We start from the raw sequence: 15,320 nt of genomic DNA, 5'->3' as shown, positions 1-15,320 counted from the left end.
GCACGGTTAAGCAGGGTATTGAGACTGATTGCCCATGCTAGCCGCTTTGCCCTGCGTCTGTTATCGGACGCTGCTGATAGGCATTCGTTGCTGTTACCTCACGCATTGATTTTGGGCGTCGCGGTGAACGCGACCCGTATCGCTTCCGCCAGGAATGCTTCGAATGGACAGGACCAACAGATGGCTAGTAACCTTTGGGTATGCGGTAGGTCTCGCCTTTTTTCTTGTCTCCGAAATTATCCGTATGCTCCGATTCGTCTGTGCGTATGCAATTCCGAGTCTGACCATTCCCCACAATGCATTTCGACCACTCGACCCGACTAGCTAATTCATCCAGCCTCATGACTTCAACTCGACGCGCTTTGATCTCGTCTAACGACGGCACCCACAGATAGAGAAACACTACAACCAGTGTAAGGATCGTGGCCTGCGCCGACAGGAAGTAGAGCCAGCGCCTACTATCCAATTTTTTTGCTGCTGTGTCGTACAGTTTAGCGGCCCGCTGTGCGGCAGCATCTGCCTCGATGAATCTCTTGCTCAACAACTCGGCGGCTTGACTCGCGGTTGACTGTGCGGAGGTCTCGATACTCTGTTTGACGCCAGCCTCCAGTCGAGTCAGTTTCTTTTCGACATTATCCTGTAACTCACGCAAGGCACCGGTAGCCCGTCGAGACTCGCTCTCATTGACCTCTGCCGCTTCCAATATTTTACGAGCTGAGCCGAAGAGGGCCTGAAAATTACGATCGTGCACTTGTTCTTTACTCGTTCCATTCATCTAAATCTTCCTAACGTTGGACCTTCTAGGTCAGGCATCTCATGTTTTGGTTGTTGCAGTCCCCGACGACGAGAAAGGTCCTGACTCTTGCTGTACTCCATCCATTGTGTGTGAGACAGGTTTAAGTCCATCAGGTCCTGTAGGGCCGCGAAATGCAGAGCACCACCGCTGCCGGCCACCAACACCAGCGCCCCCGTTCCGGTCTCCTCAGGTCCTTGAGCAAGCCTCACCAAGTCGATGTAATCGCGCTCCGCCTTGGCGTTTTCAGTCGATCTGTTTTGCAGAATGCCTGTAGCCAACTCCTCGATGAAGTTTTGAAACCTCTCAGTCGATTTAGGCCTCTGTCTAGCTCCATCGCCGAATGCATCAAGATAGGGCTCGATACGTGCCTTCAACGCGGCGTCTGGAAGAGGTGCCGTTTCGATGTACCAATGCACCCGTCGTGAAGTGCTCGGCAGGTCAGGCAACTCGTCCAATTTTTCTGAAAAAATTCGAGAAAGAAACTGGTGTCGACCAGCCTCTTTTTTTGACTTATTGGCCTCAGTCTTAAACTCGATCAAACGTACTGTGCCGGGGAAAGCCATCAGCAAATCCCCCAGCCGTTTGTCGTCTGGCGTTTGCTGAAGCAAGTTCACCATGCTCGGTAACTGGCCGGATTTCAGCTGTGAACCAAGAGCGAACCCCAACCCGTAAAGAAAATTTCCGATAACCACATTTTCATACAGCTTCATTGAACGTCATCGCTCCAGTGTCACCTGCCAATTTACAGAAGCTCGCCGGTAGCGCTCTGTGCTTTACCGTTTGTCAGTCTATCGGCCCGAAAAAACAAAGCTGGAGCTCAGTAGACTCAGCCCGTCAAACGCCGTCGTTTATCCGATTGATATTCGTAAATGACTTGGCTAAACCCAAGGTACGGATCGCTGTTATCGACAGCACCTTCCCAGGTAGCCAGAGCCTTCAAGGCTACGTCACTTCGGTGATGGTTCTCCCCAAGTGCGATGAGCGTTCGGTAGCTCGCACGGTGACCGTTTCTACGGTGATGAACGCCTACTGCTCTCCTGAGCGCCTTCCGAGCTCTGCTCGTCAGGCAAACTTTCTTGTTTTTCTTCAACCCATCGCGGGGAAATTCTTTCCCCCACGGGACAGGTTTCTTCGCGCTTTCAACGGAGGCACACCATGTCCGACTCACTTACACCGAAAGCACTGAGCCCCCTTCGGTTGCCCATTGTGTTCACGCCTGGCGCTTGGCAACGCGCAGTACTACTCGAGCGCTCAGGTCATCCTGAGAAGCTGCAGGTCAATCGGCTGAGCCACGTACTGCGCGCAGCCTTCGAGGCACACCGGGCCTATCCACACGAGCCCTATGTGCTGTTTGAGGTAGTCCACATCGCGTCACCGGGTCATCCACGCCATGACCCGGTGCTGCAAATGAGCCTCAGCCTGCTCCAAGAGCCGGACCAGCCTGACGCCTTGCTGATAGCGCTTGCAGGAGAACACCAACGCTAAACGCGTACGGTCGTACTCAAGATCCAGATTCACACCGGACGGCATGCAGTCCTGCATCAATCCAACCCATCACCCACCGGGGAACCCTCCCCGACGGGCAAGGCGTTCCTCCGTTTTCTCTCGAGGAACATGCCATGCGCGATATCTACCAAGACGTGACTGACAAGATCGTTACCGCTTTGGACCAAGGCGTTGCCCCCTGGATCAAACCCTGGTCCTCAAGTGGCTCAGCTAACGTCGGTCATCATCACCCCTACCCCATTAACGCCATCACGCGGCGTCCCTATTCGGGGATCAACTTACCATTGCTCTGGGCCGAGGCCAGGTTGCAGGGGTTCACTCAAGATCGTTGGCTGACCTTCAACCAAGCCAAAAAGGCCGGTGGGCACATCCGTAAGGCTGAGCACAGTACTCTGGCTGTGCTCTACAAGCCGATGGAGCGCGAGGAACAGACCGAGTCAGGCCAACCCGTACTCGATGAGAACGGTCAGCCCAAGGTCACTCACTTTGGCCTTCTCAAGACGCATTTTCTGTTCAACATTGAGCAAACAGAGGGGGTCGAAGCGCTCAATGAAACCCTATTAGAGACGGAACCAAGTGATCCCTTCCGGGCCAACAGCGCTGCGGAAAATCTGCTGTTAAGTACTGGCGCACACATCGTTCATCGATCTGCCAACGAAGCCTTTTACCACCCGATCAGGGATCTCATCCAACTGCCGACAAAAGCGCAATTTCACGATGAAGGTGGGTACTACGCCACCGCACTTCACGAGCTGACGCACTGGACCGGGCATCACTCTCGCTTGCAGCGCGAAGGCGTGACGTCATCCTGTCCGTTCGGCTCGCCAGGCTACGCGTTTGAGGAGTTGATCGCCGAGATGGGCGCTGCTTTTTTATGTGCCTACGCCGGGATACAGGGAGCGCTGCGACACGAGGGCTACATCGATTCCTGGCTCAGCCTGCTCAAGGCTGACAAGCGCGCGATCTTTCGTGCCAGTGGCCAGGCCCGAAGCGCCTCGGAGTATGTACTCAACCTGGAGCAGCAACTGAAGCAAGCGGTCTTGGATGACTCACTGTGCATGAACGATGGAGCTTGATCGTTACCTCACCGCTGCAAACGCTTCACAGGGCCCAACGCGAGTTGAGCCCTTTTTTCTGTTTCCAGAAAACAGACGGAATCATACGGCGGCCCCCTCACGCAAAGAACAAGAGAGGGGCGCACACCCGCAGCATGCCGTTATGTATCCAGGTTCTGCGCCAGAAAATCCACCAGCTCGAGCGGACTCCGGCTGTCGATCACCTTGTAGATCAGATCGCGTTTACTGCGCGGTAACTTCTTGACCACGCTCTTCGCCGAGGCCCTGACGGCTTCGTCGGTCCCATGGATACGTGCCGCGAGCAGCAGCACGAGCGTGGCGTCAGTGAGGTTCATGGCAAGACCTAAAAAATATGCACCGCAGTGTACCGGCTCTTTTCTTTTCCGTACTAGCCCCAAAAAAAATGATGCCTATGAGTATCCATATTCCGATTGCCGCACAAAGGGACACGAGCCAAAAGGACGGGTAAGGGTTGGAAGGGAATGGGCACTCAAGGGTAAGAGCGCTATCCGAAAAGGTTAAAAGGCCACTGACCCAGCCACTTCCCGGAGGTCACGATGCTCAGTCTGTTTCGCCACAAAAGGCAGAAGCCCCCTCCGCCACCGACCGTCAACGTCGCCGAAGGTTACCTGTCCATCGAGTCTGCCCATACCCTCTTAGCAGTGGAGCACCGCCGTCAGTTGCTCGATCGCATCTGGCAATACACCGCCCTCTCCCACGTCCAATTCACCCAGCTCTACTTAAATCCGATCCATCGCTACGCCGAACAGGTCCAGCAACTCCCGGCCAGCGAGACGCACCACCATGCGTATCTCGGTGGCATGCTCGACCATGGCCTGGAGCTGGTCGCTTGCAGTTTGAAACTGCGTCAGTCGTATCTGCTTCCCACCGGCGCCGCGCCCGAAGACCAAGCCGCCCAGACCGATGCCTGGTCGGCTGGCATCGCCTATGGCGCCCTGCTGCATGACATCGGCAAGATCGCCGTGGACCTGCTGGTCGAACGCCAGGATGGCCGTGTTTGGCATCCTTGGCAGGGCTCCCTGGATCAGCCCTACCGTTTTCGTTACATCAAGGGTCGCGACTACCACCTGCATGGCGCCGCCGCAGGCTTACTCTATACCCAGATTCTCGACCGCCCTATCTTGGACTGGCTCAGTGGATTTCCGTCGCTGTGGGCCTGCCTGCTGTATGTCCTGGCGGGCCAATACGAACGTGCCGGTGTGCTGGGTGAGTTGGTGATTCAGGCCGACCGCGTCTCCACCGCGCAGAACATCGGCGGCAACCCAAGCAAGGCACTGCTGGCCCCTATTCATTCGCTGCAACATCACTTGATCAGCGGACTGCGTCATTTGGTTCAACATGAGCTGAAACTCAACCAGCCAGGTGCCGCGGGTTGGTTGACTCAAGACGCACTCTGGCTCGTCAGCAAGACGGTCACGGATAAGCTGCGAGCCTACCTGCTGTCGCAATCGATTGAGGGCATTCCTTCATCCAACATCGCTGTGTTCGATGAACTCCAGTCGCATGGGCTGGTCGAGTCTACCCCGGATGGCAAAGCCATCTGGACCGCTCTTGTCGCACAGGAAAACTGGGGGCAGACCTTTACTTTTCTGCGCCTTCAGCCCGCGTTGATCTGGGGGAACGAAGACCGGCCTGAGGCTTTCAGCGGAACGGTGGACGTTGCGACCGATGACCACTTGACTGACGCACCAGCATCACCACCAACGCCTAAGACTGTCAGTACAAGATCGCGTCAAAGCTCTTCGCTGACAGATCCCATGGCGATGGAAGACGCTGACTATCTCGGAACGTTGTTGGATATGTTCGAGCTGGAAGAGCCTGAGATCAGCGACGCATCATCAAGCACTCTCGAAATCTCAAATCCCTCGTCGGATAACCCTGGTCAGGCATTCCTGAATTGGGTCAAGGAAGGCATCCTGAGCCACAACCTGACCATCAATGACAGCAAGGCTAAAATCCACACGGTGTGTGGCAGCGTATTTCTGGTCACACCTGGCCTCTTCCAACGCTATGTGCAGGAGTTTCCCGGTGTCTCACAGGGTGCCACTCAAGAAATTGATGAATGGCGTTGGGTGCAGAAGCAATTCGAAAATTTAAAAATACATAAAAAACGCGATAACGGACTAAATATTTGGAGTTGTAAAATTCAAGGACCCAGAAAAACCTCAAAACTTAAAGGTTATTTGATAGAAGACACAAAAATAATATTTAATGAGCGCCCTAGCGACAATTCTTATCTGACAGTTGAAAATGACTACCCCCCACACCACCATCACACCAAGCAGTAAAAAGATGCACTTTCCCTCTACCGCTGGATCTTCCCTGGGAGCGACGTGAATAATCATATCGAACGGAGACGCCACGATATTCAGCTGCAAACAAAGCGAAATGCAATCGTTGCCGACTTAGAGCCAAGCGGAGCAACTTCAAATGAAGAATTATAATCTCTAGTTTTATAGAGCATCAACAACACTTCATGGCACGAGCATGGGTTATTAGCGCTGCATAAGGAATCTCTTCTACCTGCTCATCCAGCAGGATTTATGCATTCTCCATCAAAGAATGAGTTTCCCACTCTGTTTTGAATGGCGGAACACCAAACACAATATTAAACCGTTTCAAAACCTCAGATTCTGAATCAGCGATTAAATTGCGTAAACACGCACCTTCAAGGCCGACAAAAACAGTGACACTCCCCACACTATTAGGATTTGTCTGCAAATTTATAACCCCCTAAATAGGATAGTAATCCGACGCATAGCTAGCACCCAACTGAAATTCATACCTGGCTTTAGAACCAGTAGCGCTATTATAAGTTTGCGGCTCGGCATAAAAAATAGAACCTAGCGACGGTGGCGGCTTATCTGGAGAGGTGCGAGTAAAAGCGGACGGTTCAATCAGCATCCGCTTTAAATACGCATTCCGCTGGAATGGCAAGGTAGCGTGGCATCAATGCTGGACCTTCCCTGACACTGGAATAGCCAGCATCCGCGCCGAACGCGACCGTGCACGCCAGAAAGTGGCCGAGGGCATCAACCCCAGCGATGACAAGAAGGCCAATAGGATTAAAGAACAGGCAGCAAACAAGGCCATCATTGCCAAAGCCGAGCGGAAGGCCACCGAGAACTTGACAGTAACCGAGCTATTCGACAGTGGCTAACGGACGGTTTAGCCCGTCAGGACGGCAATGCAGAACTAAGGCGCAGCTTCAGCAAGAACGTGCTGCCTGCCATAGGTAAGAAGGCGCTGCGAGACTAGATGTGCTACGTGCTTTACGAGCACGCGGCCTGAACCGGGCTGTAGTCATCCTGAACAATGATATGGGTCAGATGCTGCGCTGGGCGGAAAAACGGAAGCCCCGGCGCAGCTTGATGATTGACGGCAACCCGTCCGAGTTGGTGGAAGTCGAAAAACTGCTCGAGCACGACTACCAGGAACAGCGCGGCCGAGTACTGTCTGTCGATGAAATCAGGGAGTTGCGCAACATTTTCGAACGCATGGAGCGAGACTATGGCGCCCTCCCCGCCGGCCAGAGATATTCCGGCGTGCGCCCTGGAAAGAAAAGCCCAACTCGCATTGTGGATATGCTTGAGTACTCTCTGCCGCATCGACGAATTACTGAAGGGTGAATGGCAACACGTCGACCTAGATAAGGGAACGTGGCTTCTCCCAGCCGAGAACACCAAAGGCCTGTGAGGCAAGCGCCAAGACAATCACGTGTTTCTTTCCGCCTTCGCCCTGCGTCAATTCAAGGAGTTGCACACCCTGACAGGCGACACCCCGTAACCAAGGTTGAATCGGCAATATGCAGAGGGGCTGACGAATCTTGAACCCTGGAATCAGGACGATGCCTTGGGTCCCCAAAAGCGTTGTATGAGCATTTTCCAGCACAGCACCTACGATGGGGCACAGCATTAGAACCCCCTCATTTCGATCGGTATGGCTACGAATGAAGAAAAGTCTCCTCTTGTGGAGGAAATCACTACCGCGGGGCCTCCTCTGGACGACACTTACTTTATCGATGCCGAAAACCTGGAGCTTTGGATAAACAAGGAGCTCGCGGAAGTTTGTCAGCACCGTAGCCCTTACAAGAAGCCCCTTGAAGATCTTTCTTTATTCTGCCGTCAATTTCCATTGATGTAGCTTCTGGCTTTTCACATGATCGAAAGCCTTTTACCGCTTTATGAATAATTGCATTCTATTGGCAAAATGCACCTCTTACCTTCTAGAAATCTGCAAATACTCAGAGTATCTACGTCGCCTCGACAGATAACTCTATCGCCATATTGCCTTTTGCGAAACCCCTCTCATCAGCTCTTTCGCTACATTGAAAAGCGCTTGCGCGTTATATTCGTGAGTAGGCGAACTCATGGGGCCCGCCAAAGACTTCAACTCGATGTGTAACCGGCATCGGTGATATCTCGATTTTTTTGGTGAAAATATTTCCGGCGCGATCGCCATGGTCGTGAACTCGCCAATCCCTCCCAACGACGCCTGATCACCTAACATTTTATCCGGTGACCGCTTTAACAGCAGATGTCTACTTTATTGTTCCGCACCGATCCAATTGTCAATCAATGCATCAGTACAGACGCTCAGCGAAACTGAGGCCAACCTCGAAAATCGGAGGGCAGCGAGCATCCATAGTTCAATTGCTGGCAACCAGGTGGAATATTCTCATATTTAACCTGGCTCGTTTTTCCCACCACAAACACGCACAGCAGCACAACAAGTGAAAAAACCGCGAATGAGATTAGCATTGTTTTTATTCTCATTTCTCTGCCTTCCAAATAGTCCAAGTTTTTTTATTTCACCGCTACCCTTTGCAACCGCTCACCTATCTCTTAAATGTTGCATGGCTCATTTTCTCTGGTGAAACGACCTTGAGCACCTCGATTTCAGAATGAGTGTGGATCATTGGTTTCGGGAGTCGACTGCCCCTTACTGATATCAATCAACTGCTTGGAAAACCGAAAATGGAGGGCAGGCTGGCGACCGCGGAATAATCAACGGGGGCGAAGGCAACGATGGTCCCGACCACCATGCCGGGCGCAATTTCAACCCTCCTTCCTACCAGCTCGGTGCGCTCGGCCTCCAGCAGCAGTTCGGGATCAACGATCCGAGCATAGGATCGGTCGCCCGTTGGCAGGTCGCAAATTGCCGCGCCATGACTTGGCACGCCCTCGCGATCGTACATGACCGTATAGGTTGCGATGTTGGCGGGCCCAACGTAGTCATCGTCGATCTGGAGCTGTGGGATAGCGTCCAGCGCCGCTTGCACGGCCGGCTGATCAGGCTGGTGTACATCGGCCCCGGGCGGGGTCGTCGAATAGATGGAATAGACATGGTTGGACATCATCATACCCAGCCCACTGACAAGGCCCTTCGAGCCCGGATTGGCCCGCAACATCTCCGCCATCCGCCCAATGGACGTAAGGACGAAGCTACTTCCAGGCCCGCCTGCATAGGGCAGGCCGCCGGTTACGGTGACAGCCTCACCGGAACGATCCGGTACGCCAAGCGAATCACGACCGAAATTCACCGCTGCGGCAAAGCAGCTATAGAGATCCACATGGTCGATGTCGTTCATCGTCAGGCCCGCGCTGTGGAGCACCGCTCGGCTCGCGGCTTCCATGGCGGGTGACTTCCACAATTCGGGGCGCACGGCGATATATACCGGATCCTCGGCATAGCAGGATGTCCAAGGATAGACGCGCTGTTCGCGTGGAACACCGTTCGCGTCCGCCCATTCTTCGCTTGCGATCAGCAATCCAGCGCAGATATCGACATCCATGATCGCCACCATATGCTTCGTGTATGGATAGGCGATGAGGCGATTGTCCGGACGAGGCGTGACGAGGAAATCGGCGGAGCGCTGCTCACCGAACCAGGCATGGGGGTTGCGCGCTGCTACGGATGTCATGGCGCAGAGCGTCTGCCCAAGTTGCTGGCGATAGACGTCGGGGGCGATGCCAAGATGCGCACGACGGGCAATATCACGCATCGCGAACCCATAGACAGCGCCTATGCCCTCAGTCAGCCCAATGGCCGCCTCGCCGGGATGTTGATGCTTATCGATATCGAACCAGTGTCCCGGGCCGTCGGCATGCGCGTGGCTCCAGGGCGGTATGGTTCCCTGCTTGTGATAGTGCCGCATCGTCGCGAGCGCCTCGCCGCCGCAGACCAGAGCAAGCGACGCCTGCCTTTGGCGGATCGCATCAAAGGCATTGTTGGCCAATGACTGGGGAGATGTTCCACTCGGCGGGCCCAGCAGTCTGACCTTCGGGTCAGCGCCCAGCCGTTCAGCCAATCGGGCGACGGGATCGTCATAACGCCAAGTCATGCAGTCGGTGATGTACAAGGCGTCGATTTGTGCCAGCGCGTCGTCGCTCACGCCGCTGTCGCGCGCGGCCGAACGCGCTACTTCTTCCCATGCCGCAAGCGGCTCGGGTCCGGGTTGCTGGCCGCGATGAACCGTTTTTTGCGCGACACCGATGATGACAGGGGTTTGGGGGGCGATAGAGTTCATTGGTGGCCTATTGAATGCGGTGTTGGACGCAACTCTTGCGCAAAACCGAGCGCATCGGGTAGACGTAGCCCATACACGGCGCAGACCGTGCCCGCAAAGAGGCGTTCGCGATCCTCCTGGCTGAAATCTTGCACGATCTTCTTGAAGCTGTTCCAGAGTACCGAATAGGATATTCGCGGCAAATCGACGGGAAAATTGCTTTCAAACATGCATCGTTCAGGGCCGAAGAGGTCTATCGTCGTCAGCACATGGTCCCGCTGAAGCTCTGCAACCTGGTCGGACGTACATGGAAGCATGGCATCGGGTGCGGCCAGCCCGGTGAACTCCATGTTCAGCCCGCCGATCTTGACGAAGACATTGTCCAGCTGCGCGAGAGTCCGCATTTTTTCCCGCCAATCCCGAAAACCTTCGTCGCGCGCCATTGCGTAGCGCCCGACCCCGATAGGGTAGCCAGCATGATTGATGACGATGCGCGTATCGGGAAATGCGCTGGCGAGATCGAACAACTCGCCAAGCTGTGACTGGAAGAACGCCGCCTCGAAACATAGGCCAGCCTTGCCAAGTTCCGCGAAACCCTCCCTGAAAGCGGGGAGCATCGCTTCGCCGGAGGGAGAACCGCTATGTTGCGGCACTTCCGGGTCATAGCTGACGCGATGTCTAATGCTCACCAAGCGATCGGGGGCTGCAGCGCGGTGAGCCGCCAATATTTCGGCCACTGCCGAGCCCATTAGCAGGTCCGCCTTCGCGACTATGCCAGAGCAAGCCCCGGCTGCCTTGCCGCCAAGCGCATCGGCGGAGCGCCCGAACTTCTCGATATATTCGGTCTCTCCCACAAGACGCAAATGCGCAGGGCCTTCGGTACGATAGTGCGATTGCGCTTCGACATAAATCGTCGCTACCACATTGTGACCAGAGCCGGTCTTGTCCGCGAGAACGTCGTCCTCATCATAGGAAGGAAAAAAAGGAGCCGGAGGCGTGGCCCATAGATGGTGGTGAGCATCAATGATGGGAAGATCGGGAGTCAGAATTGGCTCACCCCGATTTTTATCGTTCATTTCCTTCATGGTTTAAATGTCTCCGGATCCGTTTCAATTACACTTCGGTTCGATCTGTGATTTATCAACTCCTCGCGCGACCCGTGCAGGTCTGCTCGGAACCTCGTTATGCTTGGGCGACGCCACGCGGCGGCACGAACCAGTGCGGCTTGGAGTAGTAGAGCAAGCCATCCTTGAACGTCCACTGTTCTAGCAGCGTCGTATCGATCGGCTCGCCCGTCTCGACCGCCGATCCGACGAGATGGAACTGAATGACTACTTCATAAAAAGATGGGGCGTTCACAGCCGCGTTATAGCGACCCACCGCCTCAAACTTTTCCATCTTCCATGTAGAGAAGAAAATACCGAGGAACTGGAGAAAGCCCTCGCGTCCACGATAGCTGCCACCATAGGGAAGCGCCCGCGACTGGACCACCTCGAACTCCGGATGGACTAACTGCACAACGGCATCGAAGTCACCCGTTGCCATAGCGGCCTGGAAGCGTGCTACAAGATCGAGTTCGTCACTCGCCATATCTCTCTCCGTATAGTGTTTGTCTCGAATGAATCAGCGCTCGTATGTTGCATTATCGAGGACTGCACGCGCAGCACTGGCAGCCTTCGCCACCCGGTCAGCAGCCGACATCCCCTGGTCCTTGAGAACCGTTAGGGGAACCTCGATGTCTATCGCAGTCGCAAGCGGGATCGCCCCCACTAGCTCCTTTAGCGGCCACACACCCTCTCCGGGGGCAAGGCGGTTGAGGCCCTCTGCCAGATAGTCATCCATGGCGCCCAACGTGGAACCGTCGCAGATTTGCGCATAGCTGATGTATTGGGCCGGTACTGTGCGCACGTCCTCAATCGACGCGCCGGTCCGGATGAGATGGAGGAAATCAAGCGCTACGCCGACATTGGGCATATCGATCGCTTTGGCAAAGAACAAGCCGCGTTCAAGTGTATTGCAGGCTCCGATCAGGCCCATAAACTCAATACCGGCACCGATGTTGTACTCGGCTGCCATCTCGCAGAATGCGCGCAGGCTGTCGATCGCTCTGTTCTCATCAAGGTCATGGATATGCACCACCGCACGCGCAGCGTTCAGTTCCGCGCCCATCTCCAGATAAGGCCTGTAATCCTCCAAGTTGATGCCCTGCGCGATGGGGAACATCTCGATATTCGCCAGTTCGATGCCATTGTCGGCGAGGCTTCGCTTCATTTCAGCCTTGGTTGACGGCGTGATCGATGGAAAATGGAACTGGGGCCATCCCTTACCAGGGAAGGGATCGACGGGGTCGTGCACCCACGTCACGATGCGTTGGCAATTATTCGCCGCAGCCAGCCCCACGAGTTCAAGAGGGGTCACGTCTAGAGCCGTCAGTTGATGCAGTGCCAGAGGTCGCATAGTTTTTCTCCTGTCTTGTTAGGCGGCTTTACTGCCACTCGGACTGGTCAGGAACCTGACGAAGCTGATTGCTGCCATCCCAATCGACTGCGGCACGCTTCATATAATCGAACAAGGGGGTGAACACGGGATCGAGGCGAACAACTTCCAGATACGGGATATCGGGGCTTTTCATATCGAAGAAGATGTATTCGCCCCCAAGGCCGATGCGCGCTTCCTGAGCCGCTGTGATGCCGACCTTTGCAAGATCACGGCGCGTAGCCTCCACGTCAGGCGAACGTACCAGCGCATGGTGCAGCCCGGCCCGCTTGCCATTCGTCCAATCCGTGAAGATCGACTCGGCATCATTGTGCTGGTGAATGAACTCGATCTGAAGACCCTGCCAGTAGCCCAGCGCGATCGACTGATCAATCACTGTCGGCACGCCGCGATATTTCACGTCGAGCAGACCGATATGTTCCATATGAAAGAATGGCCCGGCGCCAAACGTCCGCACCCAGAAATCCACGCTTGCGGGGATGTCCGTGGTGATGAAGCAAATCTGCTCTATCGTGCCTAACCCTGCAGGTAGGCCTTGCGTAATCGCGAAAGGATAAACCATTCTCAGCTCCTTAGTTCCCACGCACGGCGCGCGGTAAACCTTTTTCTTAGGTCGCCGCAAGCTTAGCCATCGTCTATCCCCCGGGCATCAGGTCCAGCGCCAAATGACAGCGCCAGAACAATATGATTGCGGGGTCAGGCCCAAGCTTCGCTATGCGGCGCATCCGTTGCTACGCACTTCTTCGTCGGTAGCCTGACGTCAGCATTGACTTGCCGCTGCGGGACTTGCGAGGGCGCGCGAAACTGGGCTTTCGCGCACAAGTCCCTCCCGTGTTCACGCGAGGCTTTTCTCCAACGTGACCAACCCGCTCACAGCTTGCGGCGTACGATGATGCCCGCGGCGTCGCGATCCCAGGTGGTTGCAGTGACGCCTTCGTCGCGCAGCATGAACTTCTGCACGCGGCCCGTCGGGTTTTTGGGCAGCTCCTTGCGAAACTCGTAAAAACGCGGCACCGCGAAGTGAGGCAAATTATCGATCGACCACCGGCACACATCTTCTTCGGTCGGGGTTGCTTCTTCCCGCAGGACTATCGTGACCTTGATGTCGTCTTCGCCTTTCTGCACGCCGGTGGCATGCACCGCCACCTCCTGAACCCAGTCATTGGCGATGTAGGTGCGCTCAAGCTCGAAGCTCGAGACGTTCTCGCCGCGACAGCGCAGATAGTCCTTTTGCCGGTCAGCGAAGTACAGATAGCCATTCTCCATTCGACCCAGGTCTCCGGTATGCATCCAGAGGTTACGCCAGGCCCGAGACGTGTCTTCCGGTCGCAGCCAATATCCTTCGAACATGACGTGGGGATATTTGGGCCGGAACACGATCTCACCGATTTCGCCCTCTGGCACCGGACGATCATGCTTATCGAAGATCTTCACTTCAAATTCCTCAGCTGGCCGGCCGGCGGAGGTTTCCGGAGGATTATCATCCATGGTCGCCAAGGTCACGCGCGACCCTTCAGTCTGCCCGAACGCCCAGGATGACGCAGTGGCAACGCCGAAACGTTCCTTCCATACTTTTCTGATCTCAGGCGTTATGGGATGTCCCACGATCATGCGCAATTGGCCGAAGCAGCGCTTCTCAGCCTCGCTCTCAGCGGCATGAGCGATGAGGGCGAAAATGGACGCCATCAAGATGGCATTGCGGGCGCCAGATTGTTCGATGTCCGACCAGAAGGTGGTTACCGAAAAGCGCGGCCAGATTGCCACGCGATGGCCAGCCACTAGTGCCCCCATTACTGCAGTCTGGGCGCTACTGTGGAACAGCGGCAGACACGTCCAGGTGACTTCGTCAGCCGTCTCCGGCATGCACCGGCGCTGCTGCCGGCCCTGCATACACATGTAGTTATGGCTGATCATGCAGCCCTTTGAAGGTCCGGTCGTTCCCGACGTGTAGATCAGGCAGGCGAGATCGCCTGGCTCGATGGGCGTAGCGATCGGAGTGTCGTCCGACCCTCGATACTCGCCGAACGGCTGGATGGGTATGTTGCACGGTGAAAAGGGGCCTTGCGACCGGCACAGGATGAGCGATACCTGATCGAGCTTGTCGGATATTTCGAGTAGGCGATCAAGATAGATCGGATCGCAGATGATCAAGCGCGCACCCGCATCGGCGATCTGATGACGCAGGAAATCCTGCTTGTAGGCATTGTTGATCGGTACCCATAGCGCGCCCAGCTTATTGATGGCGAACCATGTCGCGACCACGTCGACACTCGTGTCGAGCAACGTAACGACGGTCGCGCCCTTTCCTATGCCAAGTCTCGCCAGCGAATTCGCCAGGCGGGTCGAACGCCGATCCATCTCGGCATAGGTGATCGTGTCACCCTGTACGTCGAGAAAGACCTTGTCCCCCGCACGATCGACGGCGCGAGCCAACGCATTCACCACTGTGTCGAGACGGTCGGGACGAAGCTCGTCATCCGGTTCACCGCCGTTGAAGGACTGTGCGCGACTCTCGGCATGTTCGCTATTTAACATGAGCAGGACCTCGTCTAAATGGTTAAACCGCTTCAAAAACGAAGGTCTTATTAGCTGCGTTGTTTTCTCCTGTCGAGACGTTGCGTCCCGTATTGCGGCGTTTGGGGGGTTATTTGACAGCAGGGGCAAATCTTCTTGCATTTATGGACAGATTGCTGGATGCGGTGAGTCGTACGGACCGGTGCGTTTCAATGCCTGACGACGGCACGCGCATACGTCTCTTTTCATGATTGATGATTGAGATGGCAATAGCATTTGTCCCCGCTGTACCAGTCCGTTTTCCGCCCCAGTGTATCCCCTATGCTTGGCCTGGTCCGTTGCCGAGGCGCTCGTTTTCGATCGACCTTCTCAACGGTTAATGCATTCAAAACGCAGCCAAACA

General features: G+C 55.3%; 15 protein-coding genes. 5 read left to right on the top strand and 10 right to left on the bottom strand.

Annotation, left to right across the window (positions count from 1 at the left end; translation table 11 throughout):
• Positions 1–184: 184 nt before the first annotated feature.
• Together AC1RO5_RS01715 and AC1RO5_RS01710 are read right to left on the bottom strand one after the other, a co-directional pair.
• A complete protein-coding gene (locus AC1RO5_RS01715; RefSeq protein ID WP_493172173.1) occupies positions 185–775 on the bottom strand; it encodes a hypothetical protein in 591 nt (196 codons plus the stop codon).
• Positions 772–1,506, bottom strand: coding sequence for a hypothetical protein (locus AC1RO5_RS01710; RefSeq protein ID WP_253397476.1), 735 nt, complete (start codon positions 1,504–1,506; stop codon positions 772–774). Before AC1RO5_RS01710 ends, AC1RO5_RS01715 begins: the two co-directional genes overlap by 4 nt.
• Positions 1,507–1,951: 445 nt before the next feature.
• Between AC1RO5_RS01710 and AC1RO5_RS01705 the strand changes: the two genes are divergently transcribed.
• Together AC1RO5_RS01705 and AC1RO5_RS01700 are read left to right on the top strand one after the other, a co-directional pair.
• A complete protein-coding gene (locus AC1RO5_RS01705; RefSeq protein ID WP_493172171.1) occupies positions 1,952–2,281 on the top strand; it encodes a hypothetical protein in 330 nt (109 codons plus the stop codon).
• Between the two features lie 134 nt (positions 2,282–2,415).
• Entirely contained in the window at positions 2,416–3,378 is a 963-nt protein-coding gene (locus AC1RO5_RS01700) for an ArdC family protein (RefSeq protein WP_493172169.1), read from the top strand.
• Positions 3,379–3,518: 140 nt separating this feature from the next.
• Here AC1RO5_RS01700 and AC1RO5_RS01695 read toward each other — a convergent pair whose 3' ends face one another.
• Positions 3,519–3,713, bottom strand: coding sequence for a DUF7740 domain-containing protein (locus AC1RO5_RS01695; protein ID WP_020300924.1), 195 nt, complete (start codon positions 3,711–3,713; stop codon positions 3,519–3,521).
• 222 nt (positions 3,714–3,935) lie between these two features.
• Here AC1RO5_RS01695 and mobH point away from each other — a divergent pair, with 222 nt between their 5' ends.
• The 3 genes from mobH to AC1RO5_RS01680 all read left to right on the top strand — a co-directional run bounded on the left by mobH (position 3,936) and on the right by AC1RO5_RS01680 (position 7,028).
• Positions 3,936–5,687, top strand: a complete 1,752-nt coding sequence (mobH, locus tag AC1RO5_RS01690) for a MobH family relaxase (RefSeq protein WP_493172166.1) — start codon at positions 3,936–3,938, stop codon at positions 5,685–5,687.
• A gap of 584 nt (positions 5,688–6,271) precedes the next feature.
• A complete protein-coding gene (locus tag AC1RO5_RS01685; RefSeq protein ID WP_493172164.1) occupies positions 6,272–6,559 on the top strand; it encodes an Arm DNA-binding domain-containing protein in 288 nt (95 codons plus the stop codon).
• 160 nt (positions 6,560–6,719) lie between these two features.
• Positions 6,720–7,028 (top strand): hypothetical protein, encoded by a 309-nt coding sequence (locus AC1RO5_RS01680; protein ID WP_493172162.1) that lies wholly within the window; start codon positions 6,720–6,722, stop codon positions 7,026–7,028.
• 16 nt (positions 7,029–7,044) lie between these two features.
• Here the strand turns inward: AC1RO5_RS01680 and AC1RO5_RS01675 are convergent, their stop codons facing one another.
• From AC1RO5_RS01675 to AC1RO5_RS01645, 7 genes are all read right to left on the bottom strand, one after another.
• Positions 7,045–7,314 (bottom strand): hypothetical protein, encoded by a 270-nt coding sequence (locus tag AC1RO5_RS01675; protein WP_493172160.1) that lies wholly within the window; start codon positions 7,312–7,314, stop codon positions 7,045–7,047.
• Between the two features lie 1,039 nt (positions 7,315–8,353).
• A complete protein-coding gene (locus AC1RO5_RS01670; protein ID WP_493172158.1) occupies positions 8,354–9,928 on the bottom strand; it encodes a hypothetical protein in 1,575 nt (524 codons plus the stop codon).
• On the bottom strand, positions 9,925–10,992 hold the full coding sequence (locus AC1RO5_RS01665; protein ID WP_493172156.1) for an amidohydrolase family protein: 1,068 nt from the start codon (positions 10,990–10,992) through the stop codon (positions 9,925–9,927). Before AC1RO5_RS01665 ends, AC1RO5_RS01670 begins: the two co-directional genes overlap by 4 nt.
• 97 nt (positions 10,993–11,089) lie before the next feature.
• Positions 11,090–11,497: a nuclear transport factor 2 family protein gene (locus tag AC1RO5_RS01660; RefSeq protein WP_493172154.1), complete on the bottom strand. Its 408-nt coding sequence runs from the start codon at positions 11,495–11,497 to the stop codon at positions 11,090–11,092.
• A gap of 33 nt (positions 11,498–11,530) precedes the next feature.
• The gene (locus AC1RO5_RS01655) at positions 11,531–12,364 is read right to left on the bottom strand and encodes a sugar phosphate isomerase/epimerase family protein (RefSeq protein WP_493172152.1); all 834 of its coding nucleotides are present in this window, start codon (positions 12,362–12,364) and stop codon (positions 11,531–11,533) included.
• 28 nt (positions 12,365–12,392) lie between these two features.
• Positions 12,393–12,965: a VOC family protein gene (locus tag AC1RO5_RS01650; RefSeq protein ID WP_493172150.1), complete on the bottom strand. Its 573-nt coding sequence runs from the start codon at positions 12,963–12,965 to the stop codon at positions 12,393–12,395.
• A gap of 308 nt (positions 12,966–13,273) precedes the next feature.
• Positions 13,274–14,938, bottom strand: a complete 1,665-nt coding sequence (locus tag AC1RO5_RS01645; RefSeq protein WP_493172148.1) for an AMP-binding protein — start codon at positions 14,936–14,938, stop codon at positions 13,274–13,276.
• Between the last annotated feature and the right edge of the window lie 382 nt (positions 14,939–15,320).

The organism is Pseudomonas sp. GW822-FHT02G04, from assembly GCF_058802085.1.
The sequence above is the reverse complement of the archived record's forward strand: the minus strand, read 5'-3'. Positions and strand labels throughout refer to the sequence as shown.